At 27.9% G+C, this 26621-nt stretch carries 26 protein-coding genes and 1 pseudogene; 7 read left to right on the top strand and 20 right to left on the bottom strand.

The window, feature by feature from the left end; translation table 11 throughout:
- Positions 1 to 8: 8 nt before the first annotated feature.
- Genes M2214_RS08450 through M2214_RS08435 form a run of 4 tightly spaced genes read right to left on the bottom strand, consistent with a single transcriptional unit; the run spans position 9 to position 3601 of the window.
- Positions 9 to 1487: a DHA2 family efflux MFS transporter permease subunit gene (locus M2214_RS08450; RefSeq protein WP_248484562.1), complete on the bottom strand. Its 1479-nt coding sequence runs from the start codon at positions 1485 to 1487 to the stop codon at positions 9 to 11.
- Between the two features lie 10 nt (positions 1488 to 1497).
- Positions 1498 to 2145: an efflux RND transporter periplasmic adaptor subunit gene (locus tag M2214_RS08445; protein WP_248484561.1), complete on the bottom strand. Its 648-nt coding sequence runs from the start codon at positions 2143 to 2145 to the stop codon at positions 1498 to 1500.
- A gap of 15 nt (positions 2146 to 2160) precedes the next feature.
- On the bottom strand, positions 2161 to 3132 hold the full coding sequence (locus M2214_RS08440) for an HlyD family secretion protein (RefSeq protein ID WP_248484560.1): 972 nt from the start codon (positions 3130 to 3132) through the stop codon (positions 2161 to 2163).
- The gene (locus tag M2214_RS08435) at positions 3119 to 3601 is read right to left on the bottom strand and encodes a MarR family winged helix-turn-helix transcriptional regulator (protein WP_248484559.1); all 483 of its coding nucleotides are present in this window, start codon (positions 3599 to 3601) and stop codon (positions 3119 to 3121) included. The genes M2214_RS08440 and M2214_RS08435 overlap by 14 nt, the downstream gene beginning before the upstream one ends.
- A gap of 934 nt (positions 3602 to 4535) precedes the next feature.
- Here M2214_RS08435 and M2214_RS08430 point away from each other — a divergent pair.
- Complete coding sequence (locus M2214_RS08430; RefSeq protein ID WP_248484558.1) at positions 4536 to 4763, top strand: hypothetical protein; 228 nt, start codon at positions 4536 to 4538, stop codon at positions 4761 to 4763.
- 68 nt (positions 4764 to 4831) lie between these two features.
- On the opposite strand, the gene M2214_RS08425 is transcribed toward M2214_RS08430, so the two are convergent.
- From M2214_RS08425 to M2214_RS08385, 9 genes are all read right to left on the bottom strand, one after another.
- Positions 4832 to 5023, bottom strand: coding sequence for a hypothetical protein (locus M2214_RS08425; RefSeq protein WP_248484556.1), 192 nt, complete (start codon positions 5021 to 5023; stop codon positions 4832 to 4834).
- 280 nt (positions 5024 to 5303) lie between these two features.
- On the bottom strand, positions 5304 to 5786 hold the full coding sequence (locus tag M2214_RS08420) for a GyrI-like domain-containing protein (RefSeq protein ID WP_256466715.1): 483 nt from the start codon (positions 5784 to 5786) through the stop codon (positions 5304 to 5306).
- 636 nt (positions 5787 to 6422) lie between these two features.
- Complete coding sequence (locus M2214_RS08415) at positions 6423 to 6989, bottom strand: GNAT family N-acetyltransferase (protein ID WP_248484554.1); 567 nt, start codon at positions 6987 to 6989, stop codon at positions 6423 to 6425.
- Positions 6990 to 7007: 18 nt separating this feature from the next.
- On the bottom strand, positions 7008 to 7181 hold the full coding sequence (locus M2214_RS08410) for a hypothetical protein (protein WP_248484552.1): 174 nt from the start codon (positions 7179 to 7181) through the stop codon (positions 7008 to 7010).
- 48 nt (positions 7182 to 7229) lie between these two features.
- On the bottom strand, positions 7230 to 7757 hold the full coding sequence (locus M2214_RS08405) for a GNAT family N-acetyltransferase (protein ID WP_248484550.1): 528 nt from the start codon (positions 7755 to 7757) through the stop codon (positions 7230 to 7232).
- A 929-nt stretch (positions 7758 to 8686) separates the two neighbouring features.
- Complete coding sequence (locus M2214_RS08400) at positions 8687 to 9106, bottom strand: hypothetical protein (RefSeq protein ID WP_248484548.1); 420 nt, start codon at positions 9104 to 9106, stop codon at positions 8687 to 8689.
- Between the two features lie 454 nt (positions 9107 to 9560).
- Positions 9561 to 10220, bottom strand: coding sequence for a YczE/YyaS/YitT family protein (locus M2214_RS08395; protein ID WP_248484546.1), 660 nt, complete (start codon positions 10218 to 10220; stop codon positions 9561 to 9563).
- 5 nt (positions 10221 to 10225) lie between these two features.
- The gene (locus tag M2214_RS08390) at positions 10226 to 10645 is read right to left on the bottom strand and encodes a MarR family winged helix-turn-helix transcriptional regulator (RefSeq protein ID WP_248484544.1); all 420 of its coding nucleotides are present in this window, start codon (positions 10643 to 10645) and stop codon (positions 10226 to 10228) included.
- An 898-nt stretch (positions 10646 to 11543) separates the two neighbouring features.
- Positions 11544 to 12152: an exonuclease domain-containing protein gene (locus M2214_RS08385; RefSeq protein ID WP_248484542.1), complete on the bottom strand. Its 609-nt coding sequence runs from the start codon at positions 12150 to 12152 to the stop codon at positions 11544 to 11546.
- A 778-nt stretch (positions 12153 to 12930) separates the two neighbouring features.
- On the opposite strand from M2214_RS08385, the gene M2214_RS08380 reads away from it, so the two are divergent.
- Positions 12931 to 13596, top strand: a complete 666-nt coding sequence (locus tag M2214_RS08380) for a DUF421 domain-containing protein (protein ID WP_248484541.1) — start codon at positions 12931 to 12933, stop codon at positions 13594 to 13596.
- 545 nt (positions 13597 to 14141) lie between these two features.
- On the top strand, positions 14142 to 14582 hold the full coding sequence (locus M2214_RS08375) for a hypothetical protein (RefSeq protein WP_248484540.1): 441 nt from the start codon (positions 14142 to 14144) through the stop codon (positions 14580 to 14582).
- Between the two features lie 280 nt (positions 14583 to 14862).
- Here M2214_RS08375 and M2214_RS18420 read toward each other — a convergent pair whose 3' ends face one another.
- Complete coding sequence (locus M2214_RS18420; protein ID WP_408648320.1) at positions 14863 to 15141, bottom strand: TIGR04104 family putative zinc finger protein; 279 nt, start codon at positions 15139 to 15141, stop codon at positions 14863 to 14865.
- 164 nt (positions 15142 to 15305) lie between these two features.
- A complete protein-coding gene (locus tag M2214_RS08370; protein WP_248484539.1) occupies positions 15306 to 15683 on the bottom strand; it encodes a hypothetical protein in 378 nt (125 codons plus the stop codon).
- A gap of 610 nt (positions 15684 to 16293) precedes the next feature.
- On the opposite strand from M2214_RS08370, the gene M2214_RS18415 reads away from it, so the two are divergent.
- The gene (locus M2214_RS18415; RefSeq protein WP_408648323.1) at positions 16294 to 16389 is read left to right on the top strand and encodes a DUF5658 family protein; all 96 of its coding nucleotides are present in this window, start codon (positions 16294 to 16296) and stop codon (positions 16387 to 16389) included.
- A gap of 269 nt (positions 16390 to 16658) precedes the next feature.
- Here M2214_RS18415 and M2214_RS08365 read toward each other — a convergent pair whose 3' ends face one another.
- Positions 16659 to 17609 (bottom strand): hypothetical protein, encoded by a 951-nt coding sequence (locus M2214_RS08365; RefSeq protein ID WP_248484538.1) that lies wholly within the window; start codon positions 17607 to 17609, stop codon positions 16659 to 16661.
- An 856-nt stretch (positions 17610 to 18465) separates the two neighbouring features.
- Between M2214_RS08365 and M2214_RS08360 the strand changes: the two genes are divergently transcribed.
- Entirely contained in the window at positions 18466 to 19866 is a 1401-nt protein-coding gene (locus M2214_RS08360) for an MATE family efflux transporter (RefSeq protein WP_248484537.1), read from the top strand.
- Between the two features lie 104 nt (positions 19867 to 19970).
- Here the strand turns inward: M2214_RS08360 and M2214_RS08355 are convergent.
- A pseudogene (locus M2214_RS08355) lies at positions 19971 to 20237 on the bottom strand (IS3 family transposase); the annotation flags it as partial.
- A 363-nt stretch (positions 20238 to 20600) separates the two neighbouring features.
- Here M2214_RS08355 and M2214_RS08350 point away from each other — a divergent pair.
- Positions 20601 to 21419, top strand: a complete 819-nt coding sequence (locus tag M2214_RS08350) for a 4Fe-4S binding protein (protein WP_248484536.1) — start codon at positions 20601 to 20603, stop codon at positions 21417 to 21419.
- A gap of 146 nt (positions 21420 to 21565) precedes the next feature.
- On the opposite strand, the gene M2214_RS08345 is transcribed toward M2214_RS08350, so the two are convergent.
- Positions 21566 to 22168: a hypothetical protein gene (locus tag M2214_RS08345; RefSeq protein WP_248484535.1), complete on the bottom strand. Its 603-nt coding sequence runs from the start codon at positions 22166 to 22168 to the stop codon at positions 21566 to 21568.
- 463 nt (positions 22169 to 22631) lie between these two features.
- On the opposite strand from M2214_RS08345, the gene M2214_RS08340 reads away from it, so the two are divergent.
- Complete coding sequence (locus M2214_RS08340; protein WP_248484534.1) at positions 22632 to 23306, top strand: transmembrane-type terpene cyclase; 675 nt, start codon at positions 22632 to 22634, stop codon at positions 23304 to 23306.
- A gap of 109 nt (positions 23307 to 23415) precedes the next feature.
- Here M2214_RS08340 and M2214_RS08335 read toward each other — a convergent pair whose 3' ends face one another.
- Together M2214_RS08335 and M2214_RS08330 are read right to left on the bottom strand one after the other, a co-directional pair.
- Complete coding sequence (locus M2214_RS08335; protein WP_248484532.1) at positions 23416 to 24828, bottom strand: M28 family peptidase; 1413 nt, start codon at positions 24826 to 24828, stop codon at positions 23416 to 23418.
- Positions 24829 to 25477: 649 nt separating this feature from the next.
- Entirely contained in the window at positions 25478 to 26416 is a 939-nt protein-coding gene (locus M2214_RS08330; protein WP_248484531.1) for a GNAT family N-acetyltransferase, read from the bottom strand.
- Positions 26417 to 26621: the final 205 nt, after the last annotated feature.

Raw genomic sequence — 26621 nt, 5'->3', positions numbered from 1 at the left:
TTGTAATACTAAGATACAATATTCTCCTGTTTTTTGCTTTTCATAAAAAATACCATTAATAAAGCTGCTACTACTGCAATTATAGAAACCTCTATTGCATACCTCATTCCTTCCATATTTGAATCTATTAGAATGAATCGTAATATTGTACCTAAATTTTTATCATTAACCATATCATTAAAAAGTGTTATCTGTTCTGACTTATATGCATATACAAAATTAAATCGATTTTGAATCAGTGTAGTCATAATAGTTACACTAAGAGCTCCTGAAATCTGTCTTATAGTGTTAGATAATGCTGATGCTTTACCAATCAATTGTTTAGGTACCGCATTCATTCCAGCTGTACTTATTGGCATCATTGCAAGTCCCAATCCAATACCCCTAATAGTTAAAATAAACTTTATAGAATTAGCACTGGAATCCAAATTTATTCTACCTACCAACAAATACGAAGCAGCACCTAATAACACAATTCCTGGAATAACTACAGGTTTCGCTCCAACTGTATCAAAGATTGATCCACTTAACGGCATCATGACTCCTACTGCAATAGCTGATGGAAATAGAATCATCCCAGTTTCCATAGGAGTATATCCCCTAATATTTTGAAGAAATAAAGGAATTACATAAGTCCCCCCCATTAAAGCAAATGTAAGTACACAAGAAATTGCTTGACTTAGGGAAAACTCAAATATCTTCAATATCCTAAGTTCTAAAAGAGAATTTTCATGAGTCAACTCATTAACTACAAAAAATATTAAAAATAAAATTCCTATAGTCATAAGTATTGCATTTTTAGGATCTGACCAGTCTATAGTTGAGCCTTCTCCTAAAACATATAAAATTGATACTATTCCTAAAGTTGATGATATAAACCCTAAATAATCAAAATTATTTATTTTTTTAATAGGAGAACCTTTTAAAAGTATACACGCTAAAACCACACCGATTATTCCTATTGGTACATTTATATTGAAAATTAATCTCCAATCTAGATTTTCTATTATATATCCACCTAAAGTTGGCCCTATAGTAGGTGCTGCCATGGAAGCTATTCCCCAAAATCCCAACGCTAAGCCCCTGTCTTTTTCAGGAAACGTTTGATATATAATGGACATTCCTATTGGCATAATCATACCTCCGCCAACAGCTTGAATTATTCTAAATATTATCATAGAAGTATTGCTCCAAGCAAAACCACACAAAAGAGATCCTAATGTAAACATACTTAAGGCAAATATGTATACTCTTTTATTCCCAAAAATATCACCTAAAAATCCTGTAAGAGGAATAATTGCACCTAAAGCTAATGTGTACGATGTTAGTATCCATTTTACCTCATCTAGGGAAACTCCAAATACAGACATCATTTTTGGTATAGCTATGTTTACAATACTACTATCAAGAATAGACATAAATGTACCTATAATTACAACAAAGAGGGCTAACCATTGCTCTATTTTTTTATCTTTCTCACTATCCATAGAGAGCCTCCTAATTCTTTAAGTGTATTTTTACTACCACATTAGTTCCTGGAAGTATTTTATATCCTTGGTCTTCAATACTTATTTTTACAGGTATTCTTTGTACTATCTTAGTAAAGCTTCCACTCGATGAAGATGGTAAAAGAGAAAAACTAGAATTTGCTGCTAAACCTACAAATTCAACCTTACCTTTGAACTTTATTCCATCAAATTCATCTATACTTATATCTACAATCTGTCCTTCTTTTACTTTTCCAATCTTTGTTTCTTCTATATTGGCACTTACATATAACTTTTCCGGATTTACTATATATCCTAAAACTTGTCCTGGATTATAAAATTCTCCTATATTTGCTTGTTCTTTTATTATTACTCCTTTTTGCGGAGCTCTAATTATAGTTTTTTCTGCATTTTTATTTTCAATTTCTTGTCTTCCTAAAATCTGATCTTTTATTACCCAATCGCCTTCTTCCATATCTATATCTACAAGCTTTCCTGATCCTCTAGAAGTTATTTTTATCAAATCTCCAGTTATTCTGGCATCTTCCGTAGATATATAATTTACACTTTGATACCAATAAAAACTTGATATTCCCAATATAGAAGCCACTATTATGCAAAGTAATCCTATTAATATCTGTTTTCGCTTATCTTTCATACTTTTTCTTCTCCTCTATTTCTTTAGTCCTATTTCTGCAAATGAACCTGGTTTTATATTCTTATCGACTTCAGTTAAAACCACTTCCACTTTCAATCCTTCTCCACTCTCATCTATACTTGGACTTACAAGTACAAGTTCTCCTTTATATTCTTTTTTTGAATAATCCGGAATTTTAACAACCACTTTATCTCCCTCTTTAACTTTATTAAATAAAGATTCAGGTAACCTTCCTTCTACTTTTAATCCTCCTGTTCCCTGAATAGTATATACCTTCATTCCAGTACTTACTAATTCTCCAACTTCAACATACTTATTTGAAATTACACAGTCATATGGAGCTGTGATTATTGTATTATCGATCTGTACTTTTACACCTTCTACTATAGCTTGAGCCTGGTTTATCTGAGATTGTAAAACTTTTAAATTTTCCTCAGTTGCTCCTTTATTTATTAAATCTAATTGTGCTTGAAATGAGCTTTCTTGAGATAATGCTTCTTGAAGCTTAAGTTCTGATTTTTCTAATTCCTGTTTTGATATAGCTCCTGATTCATATAATTCTTTATCTCTATCATAATTTACAGTAGCTATTTTTTTAGCCTTTTTTGCACTATTTAAAGCTGCTATAGCTTTAATTTTTTCTTCATCTCGTGCTCCTTTTTTTATATTGTCATAATTTGCTTGAGCTAATGCAACACCTGCATTTGCTTGATTTAACTTAGCATTCAGTTCTTTATCTTCTAATTTTAACAACGGTGTATTCGCCTTTACAAAACTTCCTTCTTTAACAAAAGCTTTTTCTACTATACCAGAAATTTTTGATGATATATCTGCATTTGCAATAGGAGCTACTCTACCAGCTATTATATACTTAGCCTTGTTATTGATCTTATCATATTCTGCTTTTGAATATTCATCTTTAGTACAACCTGTAAACAAAAACATACTAATGACTAAAAAAATTAAAATATTTCTATTTTTTTTCATTCTTTTTCAACCTCAATTCTTGACTTTTTTCTTCTAAAACATTTTCTAATACTCCTAGATTTTCGCTTAAATCCTCCCACCACTTTTCTGTTAAATTTATTTTTGAATTTTTTAATAAATCTGTTAACTCATTATGATATATTCTATTTTTTTCAATAACTAGTTCGCTTAGCTGTATAAATACTACCCTTTTATCTTTTTCATCTCTAATTCTTTCTACATACCCTCTTTCAACAAGCCTATCTATAACACCAGTAAGAGTACTTGGCGAAATACCTATTTCCTTAGCTAAATCCATAGCTTTATAGGAACGTCTTTTTAACATAAATAATATTACTATTTCAGTCTTCGAAAGATTATCTTCTTCCATAACTTTCACTGCACCACTCATCAAGTTTTTATATATCATAAAAATTTGTCTTACAACTTTAGCCCTTATATCTAAATTCTTTTCACCTTCATTTTTCATATTAATCTCCTTTTTATTTCGAAACCGAATTATTTCTATGCAGCATAATTTTACCTATTAAAATTAAATTTGTCAACATAGACTATATTATGATTAGATAACCTATTTTTTTCATTAGATTTATTTTTAAGAATAACTTATTTAATTGAATAAAGTAATGAGTAATTCTACTTAGAGTGAATTTAGATATGATTAAGCTATACAAAAAGCTGATTTTAAGTATCTTAAAATCAGCTTTTTAAATCCTCTATACTTTTGTAACCTGTACCTCTTTTCCTTCAAATACAATAGTCATTTGTATGAGATATAATAGATTCAAGTAATCGTAATTCAACAAATATATATTATTCTTAATAGAAAAAATCTAGATTTTATAAAATACATGTTTTAAAACAATAAAAACAATTCTAAGTAAAAAATTTATACATGCTTATATTATAATGTAAATTAATTTCGGTTTAATTTATTCCTATTAGATTTTTTTAGGATAAATATTATATTTAGTATCAGAGAATGTAAAATATATATTAAAGTTATTAAAAAAGGCTCCTGATCAGGAGCTTCTTAATTCGCACAATATACGTTCCTCAATTATGCATTAAACGAGTATTTAAAGATTAGTATAATAGTAGAATAGTCTTTTATATATCATTAATGGTATAATGTTCCTAAATTCATTAAAAGGAGGTAAGAATGGTTATTATTTTTTCAAAAATACTTATTGCTTTAGTTGTTACAATGTTAGTAAACATCCTTATTTTCCGCAATATTTATTATATTAAATACATACTATTCATTTTGTTCGGAAGAAAACATGAAGATAAGATAAATAAAATCATTAATTTTTCTATAAAAAAAGATATTTACTTCAAAATATTATTTTTATTTATTTTCATTTTTGTACTTAATAAGCTTTTTTAGGAGTGATTTGATAATGCTTTTTGTTCTAAAATCAGTATTATTTTTAGTTTTGGAAATGGTTCTTCTTTTCGGTCTTGTATACATTGGTGTTTCTGATATTAATTTTAAAGATTATATCACCAAGAAAAGTAACAATCCTAACGAAAAGAAAAAAATATTAAAAGATTTTAAAACTGGAATTACAATAGTAATTATTATTCTTCCAATTTTATTTTTTCTATTTCAATCTTTTATAGGGTAATAGCCTTTTGTATGTTATTTTACCAAAGAAAAAATCGTTCTTATTTCTAAGAACGATTTTTTTCATGCCTATAACTTATCGTTAAGGTCATCTACCATATTAGCTAAGTCTTTACAGTTGCTTAGTGCAAAATATATTGTTGGTGCTAATGCTAATGTTTCCACCACTACAACCGGAACAGAAGTTTCGAATAATGCAAGGAACATGTTAACAACATCATCACTACTATAGTCTTTAGCAGATGCTACTATAGTGTCCATAAGTGATATTGGGGTATGGCCACGATTCATGTAAAAACCGCAATAAGGAGTAAATATTTGTAAAATACAGTTTCATAAATCGTATTTTTAAAATTACGGAACTAATAATAATATGGAACTATTTATGGTACAGGTTTTAATATGGTTTGTAGTTAAAAAAGGCTATTATCTGTAAGTACCATATACCAAGGGTTGTGGAACTTACTTACAGATTTTAACTCTCTATTGCACTTTTTACACGAATCATGGCCGTATGCCTGTTAGACGTAGTTCAGAACGATTAACACTTAACTACTGGAATCCAAATTTCTTCTTTCGCACTTTCGTCCATTGGATTGTAACCTTCTTCGAGCAACTCAAAATGTTCTCTATTATCAATCTTATAGCCTGATTGTGGCATCCACTCTTCAAAGATATACTTCATTGATTTCTCAAATGCACTCGCTGGACCAATATGTTTAAATACTGCATATATTCCACCGCTTAATTTATACGTCTCCATCTCAGATGCCAAATTTTCTACTGAACTAACTTCAACAGCTGCCCATTTTGTAAACTTTTTAGACGGATCAAAGCTACGGTAGTCAAAAATATCATTATAAACTTGCATCGAATAATATTTATTATCCACTCTGTTTAAAACCTTGTTCCTTATTCGCATAAACGATCTCCATAATAATGCGGTCGTATTCTCTATATAAGACATCTTAAGCTTCATACCTACTAAAATTTTCTTACTTATTCGTTCTATTCTATGTTCCATAACTAACTCCCTCTCTATCTCTTTTAGTGATGAATTACATCTAACTACTTTTTCCGGAACTCCATTTGCTTTTCACCCACATATGGTAGAATTTGGGTACTGATTTAGGAATATTTACTTATCTTCAAATCTTCAAATCATAAGTTTATACATTGAATTGTTTTCAGGTCGTATATAAAAAACAGTATACACATAATCTTTAGTACTTTTATTGCTAATCCCAACTGGCCATTATAGACATTATATAACTATATTTTACCATAATATAAATCGACCATTTCCATTTATATATAATTTTGTAGATATACTAAATAGAAAAACTATCTCTAAGTTTCTACTAATTTTATTATTAATGTTTTATACATCAATATACTTATATATTTTAATATAAAAAAGAAGGTGACTATAAATCTCCTTCCTTAATAAACAGGCAGTTATCTTCAAAATGTAAAAAGCATTCTTGTTGGGGTGTCTCCCATTAGTAGTACAAGCATAACTTGTCCATTTTTTATAAAAACACAAACTTTCCTTAAGTCAACTTCATTAAAAGTTATTACGACATTTATATATATTGTGTATTAATATTAAACTGCTAATTTACACAATATAAGAATATTATGAATTAAATCTTTTCTGTTAAAATGTAAGAACGTACTTATTTTCATCACTCAAAGAAGCAACTAAATTAAAATTGCAATTATTTAAGACTCTATTTGACCCTGTATTTGATTTTAATACCCTCGTTGCTGTAATACCCTTACAATTTGGAAAATTTGAAGCCCAATTCATTAGAGTTGACAATGCTTCAGTCATAAGCCCTTTACTTCTGTAATTAGAAGATATGCTATATCCCACCTCTGAATAGCCACTGTCATCTGGTATTCCTTTAAAACCAATAAACCCTATACCATTTTGATTATTCTTATCGATAATTAACCAATATGTATACCAGTCATGAATATCTTCATTAACCGTTTGCATTTTCTCTATTTTCTTTGATATTGCCAATTTTACAACATCAGATATTGCTTCCAATTCAATTGAAGTCTCAATACTTTTAATCATATTGTTTTTAATATATAGTAGTTCATTAAAAGACAAAGGTTTTAAAAACAATCTTTCCGATTCTAATAATTCTAATACTTTTGTACTCAATATAAAACCTCCATTCTCTGCTTTTCCTAATTTTACAATATTAAACATAGTTGAAATAATTATATTTTATTTTACTACAATATAACTTACATAATGATCATATAGCCATTCTATTTTTCTTAATACTCCTTCATTCTTAAAAGCTAATCTCTCTAGTATTGACCTACTTTTTATAATTACATTTTCTAAAACCATAAGTAATCTACATTCACCTACAACATCATGATAGATAATCCCCAATAAAGAACTAATAAATTTTCGTTATCAACAATTTCTCTTCATATATTCTTACTCTAAATTTTCATTTAATTTTTCAAATAAGATACCATCTTCCCACTTTCCATTAATATTGATAACTTTTCTAGTTTTTCCGATAAATTCGAATCCATTCTTAATTAGAACTATTTGAGAACCAATATTTTTACTAGAAGTTCCTGCCTCTACCCTATTAAGTTTATATTTTTGAAATGCTTCTTTACATGCTAATCTAACAGCTTCAGTTGCATATCTCTTCCCACTATATTCTTTACCAATTCGGTACCCAATCTCTGCTTTTTGAAATACGCCTCTTACGATTGAGAATAAATTTACTCTTCCTACTAATTCTTCTTTCTCATTTCTAATTAAATACATGTAACAAAGCCCTCTTCTTTGTTCTTCTTCTATTTCTTCTAAAATTTGCTTGAGCTTTTCTATATTGTAGTAGTCATCTCCTCTTGGCGGGACTACAGTTTCAAAAAAGTCTCTGTTTTTCTTTTCAAACTCCAGTATTTCTTCTGCATTACATTTTGATAATAAATGGATTGAAATAGACATATTTTTCTCCTCCCTAATATATCATACTTTATTAAATTAATTATTAATTTAATCTATATTCATGTCTAAGCTTTGATAGTATACAATAATGGCGTCTAACTATGCTATCCCCATCATTTATCAAATGTTCTTTTTCACAACTTTGCATTATAGACATTATTTAATAAGTTAAAAATAAAATATAGGTATATATTACCACAATATAAACTCAATAATGGATTTATGTGCAGTTTTGTATATATATTGAATAAAAACAGTAACTTTAATTACTACAACTTTGCTAAAAGGTGACTATAAATCTCCTTCCTAAATAAGCAGATAGTTATTTTTAATATAATGCATTCTTGTTGGGGTGTGCCCCATTTTTGGTACAAGCATAACTTGTCTATTTTTTCTAATAAAGCTATAATCTATTCAAATAGTTTTTATATTTCTAGTGATTTAGCAGTTTTAAACATATACTTTGCGTCTGATGACACAGTTGCTGGTACTACCCCATCTAGGGAATTTAACGCAATCCAAATATTACTTTAATAAGCTATAATAAATAAAGTTGAAGAATTAAAAATAAGTTGAGGAGTTGAATTATTATTTTAAAATTTTTTTTACTATTTGTTAGTATAGTTAATATTATTGACGGAAAAAACAAGATAGAGAGTCTGTGTATAGGGATATCAGGACTTATACTTAGTATAATCATCATCATTTCTAGTTTAATCGAATCATATGTATTAAAAAATATACTATTACTGTTGTTTATTGTATCAGCAATACTATATTTAGCTTCCATTGTATATGCTCTTATAAAAAATCTAAAATTATAAGAAAAGCCATTTAAATTTAAAGTAGGTGGCTTTTAGGCGCACAGAATATCAATTTTGTAGCACTCAGTTTAATTTATTTAAGTCGCAATTCAAGAATATTGCGACTTATTTAGCACTATGAAAATATCTTATTTTTATATATGTTCCAATAATATTTGCGATTACTATACTTACACACTGATAAACGCATACAAACAATCCTATAAGTCCAACTCCATAGTCATCAGGGGAAATATGCATAGGAAATAATTTAGAACTAATCCATAATACTATAAACCAATAAATTAAATACGGAATTGAAATCATCAATACATTTAACCATCTACCATCTAAAAAGAGTGTAATTAGTATTGTAAATATAATTATAAGTACAATAATTTCTATTCCTAATAGGCTACTATTTGTAAACATCCAATCATTTGTAATCAATAATCGAAGATGTATCTCCGAAATAATTGCAAAAACAATACTTAATAACTGTGTTATCAAAAGTCTTTTATATAAATTTAAAGAATTTACTTTCATATAGTCCCCATCTCCACTTTTATTTTAATTTACTTTAGTACTATAATTCATCATAAGTTTCTTTTACAGCATCAAATAATTCATTAAATTTCCATTATTTCATAAAATAACCTCCTAAACACATTATAACAACATAGTGAGCTATTATGTTCTAAACAATTCTATATCTACATATACTTTTATATATAAAAAAAGAAGATGTATTAGCATCCTCTCTAATTTCAATAAGCAGATAGTTATTTTCTAAGTGTAAAATGCATTCTTCTTGGGGTATGCCTCATTATTAGTACAAGCATAACTTGTCCACTTCACCTTATAAATCAAAATATTCTTAAATCAATTTTCTTAAAAACTATTACTCACTTTGTAGATATTCTAAAGTAATAATATACTAAATTACCTACTTAATGATACGCTCAACCTTATCTAATCTAAATGAGAACTTTTCTATAAATTAATATAAGCTATATAATTTATTTAATTGTATTGTCCAAAATTTCAACGAAGCTTGCATAATAGGTCCAATTAAAAATACTGAAACAAATGTACCAATAGCAACAGGACCACCAATTAACCATCCAGTTGTTAATGCTGTTATTTCAAGTAAAGTTCTAGATAGTCTAACCGAAATCGAAAATCTTTTAGCTATGAATAAAGTCATACCATCTCTAGGTCCAGCTCCTACTTTAGATGCCACATACATTCCAGATCCAATTCCCATAAGTACAATACCTACTATTAACAATATAATTTGTGATGCTAATCCATTAAAAGATTGTATCAGGTTTAACTCTAAAATACTATTGAGAAAAAATCCAACTAACAGTATATTTAATACACTCCCAATACCTGGCCTCTTTTTTTCAAAAAAAGATGTCATTAAAACCATAACAATCCCTACTATTTGAACCCATCTACCTACAGATAAATTAGTCAAGTTAGCTAATCCAATATGCAAAACATCCCATGTTGCTACTCCTAGTCTTGCTGTAATTACCGTTGCAGCTCCTAAAGCCAAAATAAATATTCCTAATATAAATACCACAACTCTAATAATATAAATAAAGTTAATTCCTATTGGATTGTCTATTAACTCATAAGTATTTTCTTGCATATGTATTACCCTCTTTCTAAGTTTTTCGTCATCTTCTCTAAAATATTATTAAAAATATCTAATTCTTCTTCACTAATATTTTTTATAGCATCTGTCTCTAAACTTTTAAAAGCTTCATCCCACTTCGGAAACACCTCATAAGCTTTTTCAGTTAGTTTTATATTCTTTTCACGTTTATCCTTTCCTTCTTTACGTACTACCCATCCCATTTTTTCCATCCTACTTAATGTTCTAGTAATAGTTGGAGCCTCTACATGGAGATACTGACTTAATTCAACTTGTGTACACTCCCTTTTTTTATATAAGTACACTATTATTCCCCATTGTGAAGTATATAAGCCAAGTGGAGAAATTTTTTCATTTAACTTTTTACTAAAACATCGAGCTAGTTGGTTCACTTTATGACCATATAAATTCATTTTCATTTCACCTCCAATTAATTACCTAAGTAATAATTACCTAGGTAATTATATCATCTAAACCAATAGTTATCAATCTTTAACTTTGTCTGTTCTATCTAAGTTCATTCTATAAAAATTTTTTAATGTATTTATTTGTATTTTAAATTATTGTTTCAGTAATTACATCAATCTCTTTGAAATAAAAATAGACTAGAGCAGATTTCTCCATTCTAGTCTATTTTTATGAGGACTTAATATAGTTATAACCTTCTATGAAGTAACGACCTCATTTATTTATGTGATACAGTTCACCTCTATTAATTGTAAATACTTATTACTATTTTATACATTTAAACATACCCATATACTTTAATTAGCAGGTAATTATTTTTAAAATGTAAAAGCATTCTTGTTGGGGTGTGACCCATTAGTAGTACAAGCATGATTTGTCCATTTTTTCTAATAAATCTATACCCAAATCAATTTTCTATATTCTACTACAAATAAAATCCATAGCAAAATCATATAGTAATTAAAAGTCTTTAATAAGGATTTTAAGATGTTAGAGATAGTTACAGATGCTATTGGAGATATTTAAAATAGAAATACAAAAAAGAAATAACTCCTATAAAAGGACACACCATGTATTAGAGGTGTGTCCTTTATGAATCTTAAATCTATATCACTGATTCTATTTCATCTAAGTGACGTTTCTTATCTTCATTACTCAAGTAAGATAAATTTGGTATTTCCTCTAAAACATATTTAATAAGTCCCATGTGTTCTACAGCCTAGGTGTAATAGATTTATATTTTCTTCCCCTTCATGTAATCCATTTAGAGATGGGTCTTCCATGATTTGTTTTAACTTAGAGAGGATGTTGTTGTAGTTGGGTATCCCCAAGTTTATTTGGACTTCACCTTTATTTAACATTATCTATCACATCCTTATATCTTTCTTGAAGTTGTGCTAGTTCTGTTTTATAGCACTTCTTACGTATTGCATGTACGCACTCTTTCTCATTAGCATTGAAGTAGAGTATAAGTTTCTTTAAACTCTTAGCATCATCTAAAGCATTGTGTTTAGTTCCTTCTTCTTTTAGGGAGAATAATTCAAGTAAATCAGATAATGCTAAATTCCTGCGTATATTGGTTAATGTGGCAATATGCTCTTGGAAGTCCTTAACTTTAAACATATAAGGTGTCCCATGTTTTCTGCAACAGTGACGCAAAGCTTTATCATCATAATTACCCCATGTGTACAGGTCACCTATAAGTGCACCTTCACCAATTAACTCATAGTATATTTTAGGGAACATAGGTGCATTCCACATCTCCTCTTCAGGTAGGTTTAATAGTTCTTTCATAAAAGTCGGAACTTCCTTCTTCTTCTTGAATGGTCTCACTAGGGTGTAGTATTCACTTTCCCCTTCTAAGTCTACTAAACCTACACTAACAATATCTGGATCATCCCTATCATCTTTAGTTTTAGTACACCACATCTCTAAATCTAATGCATAGCCCTTATTCATAATCTGACATCTCCTTGGTTTATATTACCCCATTTAAGCTTGTAACCCAAGGTGTTTAAAACTCAGTGAAGCCTACATCAGATTACCTTAGGATGATATAGGCTTGAGGAATCTTAAACATGGTTAATTACACCACTTCTGTAAAGTCTAAGTGACAATCTATCTCATTTGAAATTTTCTCCATCTGTTACATGTATGAATTCGTAATGCTCATTTAATTACCTTTTTCATTTTATTTTTTATTAGTATATTCGTTTTTTGCGGTGAAATTCGTAGTTTTTAGTTAAGTTGTTTTTTCTTAAGCATTCTAGTAAATTAATTATTTGTTTTTTGAAGTTTCATATTATTACTTCTGAATATTTGCTTGTTCATGTTCTATACATTTAAAAATATTAATATACTTTATTAAATATATTAAAAGGAAGGTGACTCCAAGTTACCTTCCTTTTAATTAGCAGGTAATTATTTTTAAAGTATAAAAAGCATTCTTATTGGGGTGTTCCCCATTAGTAGTACAAGCATATCTTGTCCATTTTATCTCTTATGTCAATCGATCCTTAAACTAACTTCGAAATTCTTATAATGCATATTTATAGTAGCTATATGGTGCCTGATACTACGTGTATTAAACTCACATAGATTATTTATTATTTGCTATGATTATTGGAATCATTTTGCAGTATGTAGCCTCTCCCAATTAAAAGAAAAATATGAATAAAATACTTTATTAAGGAAATGCTTAATTTTAATGAAAGAAAATAAATTAGAGGTGTACTAAATGTTGATTTTTATAGCAAAATTAGTTTTTTTATTTATATTTCTAGTTATAATAATACGATTTCTAGGAAAGTCCGTATTGGCCCAATTAACCCCACATGATTTTATGACAATTGTATTTTTATCATATTTATCCTTCCAACCTCTTAAAGTTGATGGAATGATGGAGACAATTGTTGGTATAATTGTAATATCAATCGTACATGTCCTAATTTCCAAGCTTAGTCTTTTGCAATGGCTAAATAAATTTATTATTGGACAGCCTACTATTTTAATTAAACATGGAAAAATTATTAAATCCAACTTAAAAAGCAGCCGTTATTCTTTAAATGAACTGCTATCTGCTATTAGAGCTTCTGGCCATCCATATATTCAAGATATAGAATATGCTATTTTAGAGCCAAATGGCCAATTAAGTATCTTACCAAAACCAGATATGGTTGCAATTACACCAAAACATTTAAATATCAAAACAGAGTATGAAGGTCTTCCAATTGCTGTTGTTATTGAAGGTAAAATCAAACATAAGAACTTAAACCTAATTAATAAAACTGAACAATGGTTAATAAAAGAGCTAAAATCAAAAGGTTTCTATAATATTGATTATATCTTTTATGCTGCAGTTAATGATACAGATTATTCATTAATTATTGATACTGGAGAATAAATATGAATAAATCTTATTTTATGAGACATACAGAGATTAAAATATCCTTGTATGTTTCATTTAGATAAATTTGTATTAATTCTTTATTTTTGTTAATATATTCATACAAAACTTTTCTTGTTACATCTATAAGAGATATATTTTTCTTTTTTGTTATCTTTTCTAAATTATCCTTTAAATCTTGATTTATTTTGAATGCAAGAATAACTAAAATTAAAAAGAAGTTGACTCCAAGTTTCCTTTCTCAATAAGCAGATAGTTATTTTTAAAATGTAAACGCATTCTTGTTGGGGTATGCCCATTAATAGTACAAGCATAACTTGTCCATTTTTTAACAAATATAATTTCTATTATCATTAGCTATTTTGCATCACATGATAACTATCGTGCATTATTCCAAGTAGTGAGTTTATGTGCTCTCAATATAAACATCTAATTTATAATTTTATACCGTTACTTAAAATCAATATTATAATTGACATATAAATATACTATAATTTTACGCACTTATAGTAATATGAAGTTTAAATATGGAGGTGAATACAATGAATAATTTAAAACTAAGTAATGCTGATAAAACTCTTTTTAATGGCAAAGCATACAAGTATCTAAAAGGAACTATTTTAATAATATATGTTCTATTTATGTTAGTCTATATGTTTAGGGGGAATTTATATAAATTAGATAATTATTACACTACCTTGTTTGCCTGGACAGCACCAAATCTTATACCAAGTTTCCTTTTTACATTGATAGGTATTTTTTACGTAGTTCCTATATTATTTAAAACTACAAATGTAATTAGCAATTCTAAGTTTATATGGTTAATTAATGTGCTTAATATAAGTATTTTTGCACTTATAGAATATCTTCATGTAATATTTAATTTAGGAGTATGGGATAACAAGGATATGATTGCTTCTTTAATTGGTATTATAGTTGCTACGATTGTTTACTTTAAATTTAGAAAGTCTTTTATTAGTTAAATATAACAAGTAAAAGATTTAATAAAAGGCATATTGAATAGTAGTGTTTAAAAATAATTTAATATGATTTTTATTATTTGTTTAAGGAGAAATATTTTTTCTTCTTAAATTATGAGTATATTTTCAACACTATTTTAAAACATAGCCAATAATTAAAAAGAAGGTGACTCTAAGCCTCCTTACTTAATAAACAGGTAGTTGTTTTTAAATGTATAACGCATTCTTGTTAAGGTGTCCCCCATTAGTGGTACAAGCATGACTTGTCCTTTATTAGTTAATATTATTTTTTATCTATTTTATATTTTACAAAGAATGGAGACATTGAGCTTATTAAGGAAATCCAAAGTACAATGACTACGATTCTGTATGAGCCTTTATAAAAGAAAAATGGAAATAGAAATAATCCAAATACTATTTTATTCGATGTATCAATAAAGTGTTTAGTTTTGCAGTAATTACATTCTATTGCCCTGTAACCGCCCCAAATAGAACAAAAAATCTCCTTATAACTGAATGGCTTAGAACAATTGCAACATTTTTGTATAGACAAAGTTATCACCTCCAAGATATTTAGTCTAAATATGATTTTTATACTACAATAAGTATGGCAATGTTATTCATATTCTTAATATTTAGCTGTGGCAATGCCATAGAGCACATAACTTTTAAACTATATCCTCTGTTTAATTTATTTAATTCATAACTAAAAAATGTTCCTGATTATTACTTAAGACCTTTAACAGTAATAATTATAGTACCTATTGTGAATATAGGTATTGTAAGAATACTAAATGATAATAACCTTAATAAACTATCTTCAAGTAAATAATAACGTTCATCCTCAATATAAGTTGGCCATTTTTTATTGAGAGATCTTCTTTTATAAATCCACCAAATAAGTAATATCATTATTGCGTAAACTAGTAGCATAATCACTAGAACAAAAGGTAAACTCCGTTTGTATACAAACCATTTCCCTGCCTTAACACTTTCATATATCCACATATATAGAGAAATAGGTGTTGCCAACAAGTATTCTAATTTAACTATTTTAATTAATACATTAATATCTTCTTCACCAATTGAAAAAATAATAAACATTGCAATTATAAATAAAATTGTTCCAATAATCCATATAATTTCTAACATAATATGCTAATCCTTTCTTCTCATTAAGTTGCATGTATGATCTATTATCTCCATATATGATCCTCTTTTGTACTGTTAATATATGGCTTCAATCCTGTTGAGAATTCGACAATTAAACATTAATACTTCTTAAATTATTTTTCAATCTATTCAAATTAATAATAAATAAACCTTAGAATACTTATCTTCAATCTCACTCAACAAAATATTTTCAACTATCTCACAAATGCTTTTATTGAAGAATAGTGTTGAAATTGAATAATCTCCTAATAATTAGGTATAATAAGGCTACACAAATGATTACTCTATGAGAAAGTATGCACAGATAGTTAGAATAAGTTTACATACATCATTTTATGTAATTAAATCACGAAATAAGGGAACCTCAAAAGAGGTTCCCTTTGAAATATCATTATACCAATACTATTCTTTAACAAACCCAATAAAATTAATTTGATATAGAAACTTAATTGAAACATATATATTCGTTATATTCATAATGTATATTAACTATAATAAATGTAAAAAATTTATACTAAAATCACAATATAAGAAATGATATATTAAAGAAGCAAATCCAATTATGAATTACTTTTATAATATATATCTTAGGTTATTTATTTTAATTAAAACCTTTATTGTTTTAACTTGTCTGTAAATATTCCATTATAATTATACAAAAGTTAATTGAGTTAAAAAACTATCGGGCTTCCTATATCTGCATACCTAGATGTTGCTTTTCTTCATTTTTATATTTTTTATATGTTAATTACTAACAATATATAACTTATAAATCAAATTATACGCAGTAGTTTTTTGACACTAAATCTAAAAATACGATGGTGACCCTAGTGGGTTTTACTCCAATAAAAAACTAAGGCTTCGTTGAGTTCTTAGTTTTCTCTTTTTCTTGATATTCTATTTGTTTTAGTCAATTTCATACTTTCGCTCATATAATAGATTATTATTTTTATCTCTTATTTCTTTAAGATCTCGATGCATAGGTTGTATATCGTAGTCATCTACATGCTTACCCTTCTCATCTATTTGCTCTATAAATATTATATATTTATAATTAAGACCGTAAGAATCTTGCACTTTAGCATATACTGTAAGGTTATCACTAGCACCAAGGTCTATCTTCTCATTAAAAGGTATTAATATATAATCTGATACATTTATTGGCTTTTCATCAACAATTTTTCCATTAATATCTTTAACAATACTAACTTTTACCGGTTTATTGTTTTTCGTATTATAAACATAAAGTTCAATTTTTCCATTATATGTGTATTTTGAGTTACCATATGTTGATTGCCCACTAAATCCTCCATGGATACCTAAAAGATATTTTGATTCTAACCTAGAACGAGTTTCAAGAGTTTCTATTTTTTCTATACTATTCTTTTCTAAAATAACTTTAATTTCTAAAGGTTCAAAAATATATGCATCAGTTATTACAGTAAACGATGTTCCATTTTTTTGCATATCAATCTCTTTACCATTTAGTTGCAATTTAGCAATTAATTCCTCAGAATATTCTTTTGGTGTTAAGTCTACAGTAACTGGAACAGTATAATTAGTAGATTCCAAAGTACCAAATTTAATGCTATAATTATCTAGAATACTTGCTTTTTTTTCAAGCATTTTTTCAACATTTGAATAGATATTATTTATTTCAGTTTTTAAATTATCTTCAGCAATAGCTCTTTCCTCAAAACGATTATGTATTAAATTTTCTATATTATTCAATCTGAATAAAGTGAATAAATTCGATAGAACAAGTGCACTAATGATGAAATATAAATTCTTCTTTTTCATATATATCCCCTTTTTAACATCTTTACCAATAAAAACTCCTAGTTTAACTTCTTTCATAGTACTTACATCAATTTGATTTTTAAAAAACTTAAATCCATCATCGCTATTACCGATGAGTTTCTTAATACCTTTACTGTCAGCTTGAGGTAAAGCTCTTAAATCATCTACTGACTATTTTTTCATGAAATCAAGCTTACCCATCACCTTAGGTTAAAAACTGTATTTAAAATTTAATGGTATCAACAGTTTTATTACCTGCTACTACCATTTTATCATATCTTATTTTTAAGTTCATTTGCTTACTACAGCATTTAGTTTATGCAGTTAGTATTCTATCCCTAAAAATACTAAAGGGTGATGAAAAGACTTGATTGTCTCTCCATCACCTTGGTCAGTTATTGTTTTGTAGCGAGTTCTACCTAATTTATACATTCACTTCATCGTTTAGCATTCATCTTCATAATTAGGGCATTTTATACATATCTCTAACATTTCTTTATTAGTCATATTAAGTGCTTTTCTCAATTTTAAAATAGTTATATTTTATTTTACTACAAATAAAAGAATTCTTTAAATCAAAGATTATAAGCTTATTTTTATTATACAACATTTTCCATAAATTGTTATACTATTAATCAGTTATTATTTTTGAATCTATGTCAATAGGAAAGTAAATAAAGTTATACGAGCAAGTTTAATAAAAATAGTATTATTTATCTATACATATGACTTATATGTAAATTCAAATAATTAATAAACATACTGTTGTTACTACTTATAAATACGTGTATAATTATTTTGATTCTTAGAAAATTAAATTATCAAAAATCTAGAATTATAAAATTAAATACATTAATATAAATATTTGTTTTTAATAGTTATTATTCAGCATTAAATGAAGGGAAGATGATTTATGAAAAATAGAGTCGATCTCACTCAAGGAAGTATCATTGGGAGGTTATTTAAACTTGCAGTGCCAATCATGTTAACATCTTTTTTACAAATGGCTTATAATATGATGGATATGTTCTGGTTAGGTAATTATGATTCCTCTGGGCAAGCGGTTTCAGCTGCTGGAACCGCAGGATTTTTTTCCTGGTTTGCAATGGCATTTATTATGCTTGCTAAAACTGGAGTAGAAGTTAAAGTTGCTCAATCTATAGGAGAGAATAGGTTTGAGGATACTAAAAAATATATAAAAACTGCAATTGAGATAATTTTAGTACTTGGCGTATTTTACACAGGGGTAATATTAATATTTAAGGAAAACCTAATAGGATTTTTTAATATCGAAAATCAAGTTATAAATACTATGTCTGTCGAGTATCTTTCAATAATAGGATTTGGATTTATTTTCTATTTTATTAATCCAGTATTTACAGCAATATTTAACGGTTCAGGAGATAGCGTAACTCCTTTAATAATGAATTTTATAGGATTATTTCTAAATTTGATTTTAGACCCATTGATGATAAATGGTATAGGGCCTTTTAGTGAAATGGGCGTAAAAGGGGCGGCACTAGCAACAATTATTTCACAGACTCTAGTTACTATTGTATTTATAATAGCAATTAGGATGAGTAAAAATGGAAAAGCTTTATTTAATGGATTTAATATATTTTTAAAAGTTGAAGTTCCATATATAAATGATATACTAAAAATAGGTACACCTGTTGCTATTCAAAGCGGGCTTTTTACTTTCTATAGCATGTTAATAGCAAGAATAATTTCAAATATAGACCCTGTTGGAATTGGTGTGCAAAAGGTAGGTTCTATGATTGAATCACTATCATGGATGACTGCAGGAGGGTTTCAAACAGCTCTTAGTGCCTTTGTAGGGCAGAACTATGGAGCACAAAAATGGGACAGAATATATAAGGGATATTTTTCAGCTCTTTCAATTGTATCTGTATTTGGTATTGGGGTGACATGCCTCTTAGTATTTCAAGCTGAACCAATATTTAAGCTATTTATATCAGGAGAAGAACCTTTAAAAATGGGAACTATTTATCTGAGAATATTAGGTTTATCTCAACTATTTATGTGTGTAGAAATAACAACAGCAGGTGCATTTAATGGGTTAGGAAAAACTAAAATACCTTCATGGGTAAGTATACTATTTACTGGAGCAAGAGTTCCAGCTGCATATTTTTTATCTACCTTTACGGTTTTAGGAATTAAAGGAGTTTGGTGGAGTATAACTATGAGTAGTGTATTTAAAGGACTGATATTAGTAACATTATTTATCATACTTTTAATGAAAAGACCAGAGATTGGAGTCGATAAGATAAAGACGCATTTTAAGATAAATTGAGTACTGTGACACTCCCACCTCTCTGGCGAAATTTACTTTTATAATAAAAAGAGGTGTATTTAACTAAAGTTGACCCTATGTCAAGGACATTAAAAAAAAGAGAGTTATGCAGCTAAAAGCTGATTTCTGTATTTTATAGGAGTCAGCTTTTTTAAATTCCACTGACAACGATAGTTGTTATAATAATCCATGTAATGATCTATAGCTTCTTTCAGTTCACAAAAATCATTGCATTCCTTATAATTTATATCGTCTTTCATGTGACCAAAGAATGATTCTTGAGGAGCATTATCTCAACAATTGATACATATAAACATGGATTGTCCAATGTTATTTTCCTTTAATAACTTTTAGAATATAGGACTTGTATGGAGAAAATCTAGATTTTATAAAATACGTTTTTTAAAACAATAAAAACAATTCTAAATAAACAAGATTTATGCATGTCTACACTATTTATTTAAACTATAATTCATTTAAATACTTACTATGTCTATGGATTTAAGTTTTTAAGGTATTGTGTTAAAATATACATGTTACGTAGAATATATGAATTTAATTAAATGATTTTAAATGTAACGAGATTCATGGCATTGTTCTAAATCATTAGGTGTGTTGTTATTAATATTGATAAATTTTATTGATGATTAAAGAAATGGTGAATGTAAATCAATACTAAACCATAATTTTGCTTATACAGTAGCAGATAACTATTATGAAATGAGATGAGATAAATGATAGAAAAATTAGCGACAGATTATATTTTAGAAAATGGTTTTATAAGTGAAACAGAGGCTATTAATGATGGTTTAATAGGTTTAGAGATTTTTGATACTCCAATTGTAGGATATGCTAGTGCTGATGACGAACTATTTTTTAAATACAAAACTGATTACAGTATAATGTATAACAAATTTATGGTGCCTAAAGAATGGTTGAATTGCGCAACCACTGTTATTTCAATATTTTTCCCGTTTACAGATAATATTAAAAATAGTAATATCATTAATAAAAAAATGCCTTCTGATGAATGGCTCCATGCTAGATATGAGGGGCAAAAAATTATCAATGAGTGCTGTAAATATCTTGTTTATACTTTAAAAGAAAAAGGGTTTGATGCAGTTGCACCATCTATTGATGAAAGATTTTCTGCAACTAAGGGAACGTATCTTGAAAATCAAGATAACTTAAGTAATATGGATTACTATAGTAATTGGTCAGAAAGACATGTTGCCTTTGTAGCTGGACTTGGTACTTTTGGTCTATCAAAAGGTCTTATTACTAGAAAAGGAATGGCAGGAAGATTTGCTAGTATTATTACTAACTATAAGCACGATATAACAGAAAGAACATACACGGATATTTATGAAAACTGCATAATGTGTGGAGAGTGTATTTCTAAATGTCCTGTTAAGGCAATTACTTTTGAGAATGATAAAAATCATACAAAGTGTTCTAAATTAATAGATTTTACACTTGAAAAGTTTAGTCCTCGATATGCTTGCGGTAAATGTCAAGTAGGTGTACCGTGTTCTAGTAAAATCCCAAAATAAAAATACATATTTTGGACAAATAATTAACTTCTAGAACTGATATATCTCAGCATCTGCGAAGATATAATGGATGTAAATAGCTGTTGTATCTATTTATCAAACTTTTTTATAAAACCACATTTGTAGGGTATTATCTTTTTTTTTGATTACTTGTAATATATTGGCGTGGTTGGAAGTTTATAATATTTCAAGTTTTCTTTTATATCAAAAGTTCTTATAAAGTGATTTTCAGTAGAATCAGTATCTTTTATAAAAATTACATAGCCGTTAACAACTTTACCTACGCTATATATTTGAGGTTCTTTCTTAATATCTTTTAGAGATAAATTGTCTAGGTTAGGAAGTTTAGATGAAGTATTTTGACCTATAGATACGTATTTAATGTTTTTATCTCTAACTTTTATTAAAGACACGTATTGATGTTTGTTTTTTTTATTGTTTGTAAAAGTCCAATACTCTGAAAATGGTTCACTTATATCATTAGAAACATCAAAACCAGAAGAGGAATCTTTTTTTATAATAAAACCTAAATATATTTTGAGACAATCTATACCAATAGTATTAGAATCAAATGATTCATATGCAACTATTTTTCCATAATAAGATGGGATTGATGAAATAATTCTTATATTTTTATTACTTTGAAAAGCTGTAATAGCACTTTTTTCTGAAAATCTAAATCCTTGAAACCAAAATATTAAAAGTAAAGCCATTATAGTTAATAATATAATTTTTATGTTTTGTTTCATGTAGTAAATACCTCCTTTAAGTATATTAATATATAATCAGTTATAAATTAATGATATTTTTATGCCCATTTTGTTGCAATGAAAATATATTTTATAAAAAATAAGTAATATAGTTGTTTTACGCTTACATAAGCTTGTTTTTGTCCAGACATAATCCTGTTCTTTTAACTCTAAAAGCCACCCTAACAAGGTAGAAATTAAGTTTAAGAAATCATTATTATCAAGTATATTTACAAGCCATTTATCCAATCTTATCCATGAATATCATTAAATGTTCATTATCCATACATTCTGTAATAATCATTTTTGCTTGAATTTAATTCAACAATATCACCTCTCATACATCAAATTTAAATCATCTTTATATGTAAACATCGAACTATTAAACGTATTTAAAATAAACTCTTATTTAATAGACACTAATAAAGGAGTAAATGAATACCCTTAATAGAGGGGTGATTTTTTGAATATAGAACTAATACTATGTGGTGTTTTTTGGATTATAACTTACATTTTAATAATAGCTAAAAGTTTTAAAGATAAAACATATGGTATCCCATTTTTTGCTATTTCTCTTAACTTAGCTTGGGAATTTACCTTTTGTTTTATATATCCACCTGAAAACTTTTTAATAGCTCGTATTATATTTTTAATATGGTTAATTCTTGATTTGGTCATATTGTGTATTTTTTTCAAATATGGATATAAGGAATTTAAATGTAAAAACCTTATAAGCAAAAAATTCTTTTATACTTTCTCTATAATATCTATAATATTTTCTACAACTTTCATGATATTATCAGTAAATGATTTTGCTTCATTATATCAAAATAGTATAGAACAAGCTTCTGGATTTATTGCCATTTTATCAAATCTACTTATGTCAATATTATTTGTATCAATGCTTTTGCATAGAGGTAACACTAAAGGTCAGTCTATACTTATAGGTATATTCAAATGGGTTGGGACTTTAACTATTGCCATATTAAAGTTTAGTAAAGCGCTACCATCAACTACTACAGAACTTTTTATAATTGCATTAATTCAAATATTTGACATATTGTATATATACTTAATGTATAAAACCTTAAAAAATCCTTGTAAAACAATAAAAATACTAGATTACACTGAGCACTGATGATCTAAAGAAGTATCTTATATCACTATTCTACTTTTTACACCAAAACCTATTGAAAACCCACGATTAAAAAATCGTGGGTTTTCAATATTTTTACATATAAACTATTCTATTGTGTTCTTCCAAAGCTACGTACTTCATTAGAATCAGCTCTTCTGATTATACTTTTTTCAAGATTTGGAGTTTCTGTTCTTAATACATCATATAATGCAGAACCAATAATTTCACCTGCTGTTTGTAATCTATCTAAACTAATATTCATTTTAATTGTATCATTAGGTGTATGATACCAATCTTCTAAATCTCCATTTTCATCTCCCCATATGAAACAAGCTGAAGGTATATTTGAATATCCAAATGGAGCATGATCTGATGCATCAACTGCATTTGTTCCTAAAATATTATTTCCTAATCTTGCTCCAGAAGCTATAGCAGCTTCAGTAACTAAATTTTGTTCTCCATCAACAGTGTCTGCATATAAAATATTACACTTTTCAGCGCTTGTAGAAATCATGTCCATGTTAAAATTAGCCATACTTCTTTTTAATTCATCTTCTGATAATTGACTTACATAATAATCTGATCCTATTATTCCAACTTCTTCTGCACCACAGGCAATAAACCTTACTTCTTTATCAATTGGATATGCCTTAAGAATTCTAGCAAATTCAAGCATCATAGCAGTACCAGATGCATTGTCATTTGCACCAGGTGCTCCAGGGACACTATCATAGTGAGCTGTAACATAAATAATTTGGTTAGTATCTTTATTTTTATTTTTTGGTTTTCTTACTGCAACAACATTTTGTGAGTGGTGTAAATCTTCTTTAGTAATAATAGTAGCAGTTACACTCTCTCCTTCAGCTAGCTTTTTTCTGATTTTTACTCCATCGTTTTTTGAAATTGAAACAAATGGAATGCTAATTCTTTCTTCTCCTAAATATGTACCCGGAATAGCGTCTGGATCTACAATGTCCTTTTTATTATATAAAATAACGCCAATAGCTCCTGCATCTATTGCATTTTGTGCCTTTACAGAATAATATTCAAATCCACGTTGAATTAAAGCAATTTTACCTTCAACATCCTTAGGAAAATCTTCAAGTTCGTTTCCAAGGGCGCAATCAACAACTTCTGCAGTAACACCCTCTTCTTTAATAGCACTTTGATCTGATGCTAATGTTTTAATTTCATCTGAATCTACTGTCAACTCTCCTTTTGTAGTATCATAACTAAATTCCTGCATTTGTGGATCGTAACCATATTTCTCTAACTCATCTTTTATATACTCAGCTGCCAATCTTTCTTCTTTTGTAGCTGCTACTCTTGGACCAATTTCTTCACTTAAATACCTAATGTGCTTAAGAACTCTATTTGCATCGACTCTAGATAATACTTTCTTGTCAAATGCCACATCTGATTTTTCATTTGGTGCTGCAAAACCAATAGAAGTCATTACTACAACTAAAATCAGTGCTAATGATAATAGTTTTGACTTTTGAAGCCTTAATGCATTTCTCATTAGAATACCCCCCTGAAAATTTAATATTAAAATTTACCCATATAACTAAATTATGGGATCGCTATGATTATACCATATTTTTCTAATTTTGTTTATTTATTTCTGAATTTTTTGAATATCTTTTTTTATTAAGCATATGTTATTTTTAATCCAAACAATTTATAACTCTCATCAAGAAATTAAGAAATGCTCTTACAAAAACTTGCATCATCCTTACCCGTTATTAATCTATATCATATATAAATAGCAACCCAACCCTCATTTGAGGTTCAAGTTGCTATTATCTTACACTGCCTTTATTATTCTACATTGTTTTTAATCATATCCCATACTTTTAAATTATATTCGTCTTCTCCAAAGTTTGGAATATTTCCTATCCTCCAAGTTATAATGGATTTTTTGATTTATTTCCATACTGCATTTGAATATTTCTTCCACTATCTCTTTCAATTTTTATTCTATCAGCAATTTTATTATAATCTGGGCTATATGCTTTTTCATTAATAACTATATTATTTAAAGTTTTCCACTGGATAGAATCAAAAGAAATTTGAAACCAAATTTTATCTAGGTTAGATACTCCATAATCTTTATTTGTAATTTCACTTAATGCATAATAAATAAGTTAATCTACTACTTTTTGTATATCTCATGCTTTAATTTCATAATAATCCATAGTCGATGTCTCTATGAAGCCACAAGACTTATAAAGATTAAGGGCTTTAGAGTTTTCAGCAGCCACTTGAAGCATAACCTCATTCGCATTCAATTTTTTTAGCTTTTCTATAGCCATTATCAGAATTGCTCGTCCAAACCCTTTTCCACGATGCTCAGGTAATACGCCTAACCCATAAATGCCACCAATTCCAGCGATTAATTGAAGATTTGCTTTTCCAATGATCTGTTGATCTTTTTCTGCAATATAGATTGTCATCCCATTCTTTTCTTCCTCTTCAGGTAGTATCATATATTCATTTGGTATGATTGTTTCTGATGAAATAATATCTGTCTTATCATTAAAATAAATAGCATTTTGTCGAGCAATCTCAAGAGCATCTGCATTGCTTGCTTTTCTAAAAGTAATTCCACATAACTGACTTTGAAGTGGTTTTACATTACCTTCTTTGAGATACATTTCATATTCTGAATGTTTGTACTGTGCTCCAGTTCCTTTGATAAATTTCTGTCCAGAGTTTGACTGTCTGTCACTTAATAGAAGCATACTACCTGAATTTCTTCGCTTCCACTCTGCTATAACCAGTTCACTCAATGTCTTAAAAACACTTTGTCTTCGATATTCAGGATGCACCATACCATTCACTTCTATCGATGATCCTGGCCCTCCAAAACTACAAACCCCCATATACCCAATAAGCTGTTGTCCGTCAAAATACATAAATTCATTTACGTTTTGAATACTAGCGATTTTACCATTTTCAGAAGTGATTCCCATTTTATAATCAAGCTCTAGTTTTAGAGCTATTTGATCTTCGCGGATACATTTTTCTTGAAGCTTATTGATCAAATCATGCTCCTCATAATCGATAGTCTCCTTAAGTTTAATCCAAGGCTTCTGTATAATTTTCATGCGAATACCTCCTTTTATAATCACTTTAATTAAGTAACTTGTTTCATTATACAATATTTTCCACATGTTGTGTTGATACTATTGGTTAACTCCTAGGCTTCATCACCATCTACATTTCTCCCGAAAATGCACTTTACTGTTTGAACTTCTTCTTCATAAATCTTGACATGGATGAGAATTGAATAATAAAAAATAATCAAAGGCA

Origin of the sequence: Tepidibacter aestuarii, assembly GCF_934924865.1 — a bacterium.
In the GTDB taxonomy this organism is placed as follows: domain Bacteria; phylum Bacillota; class Clostridia; order Peptostreptococcales; family Peptostreptococcaceae; genus Tepidibacter_A; species Tepidibacter_A aestuarii.
Note: the sequence above shows the minus strand (reverse complement) of the source record. Positions and strands in the feature narration are given on the sequence as shown.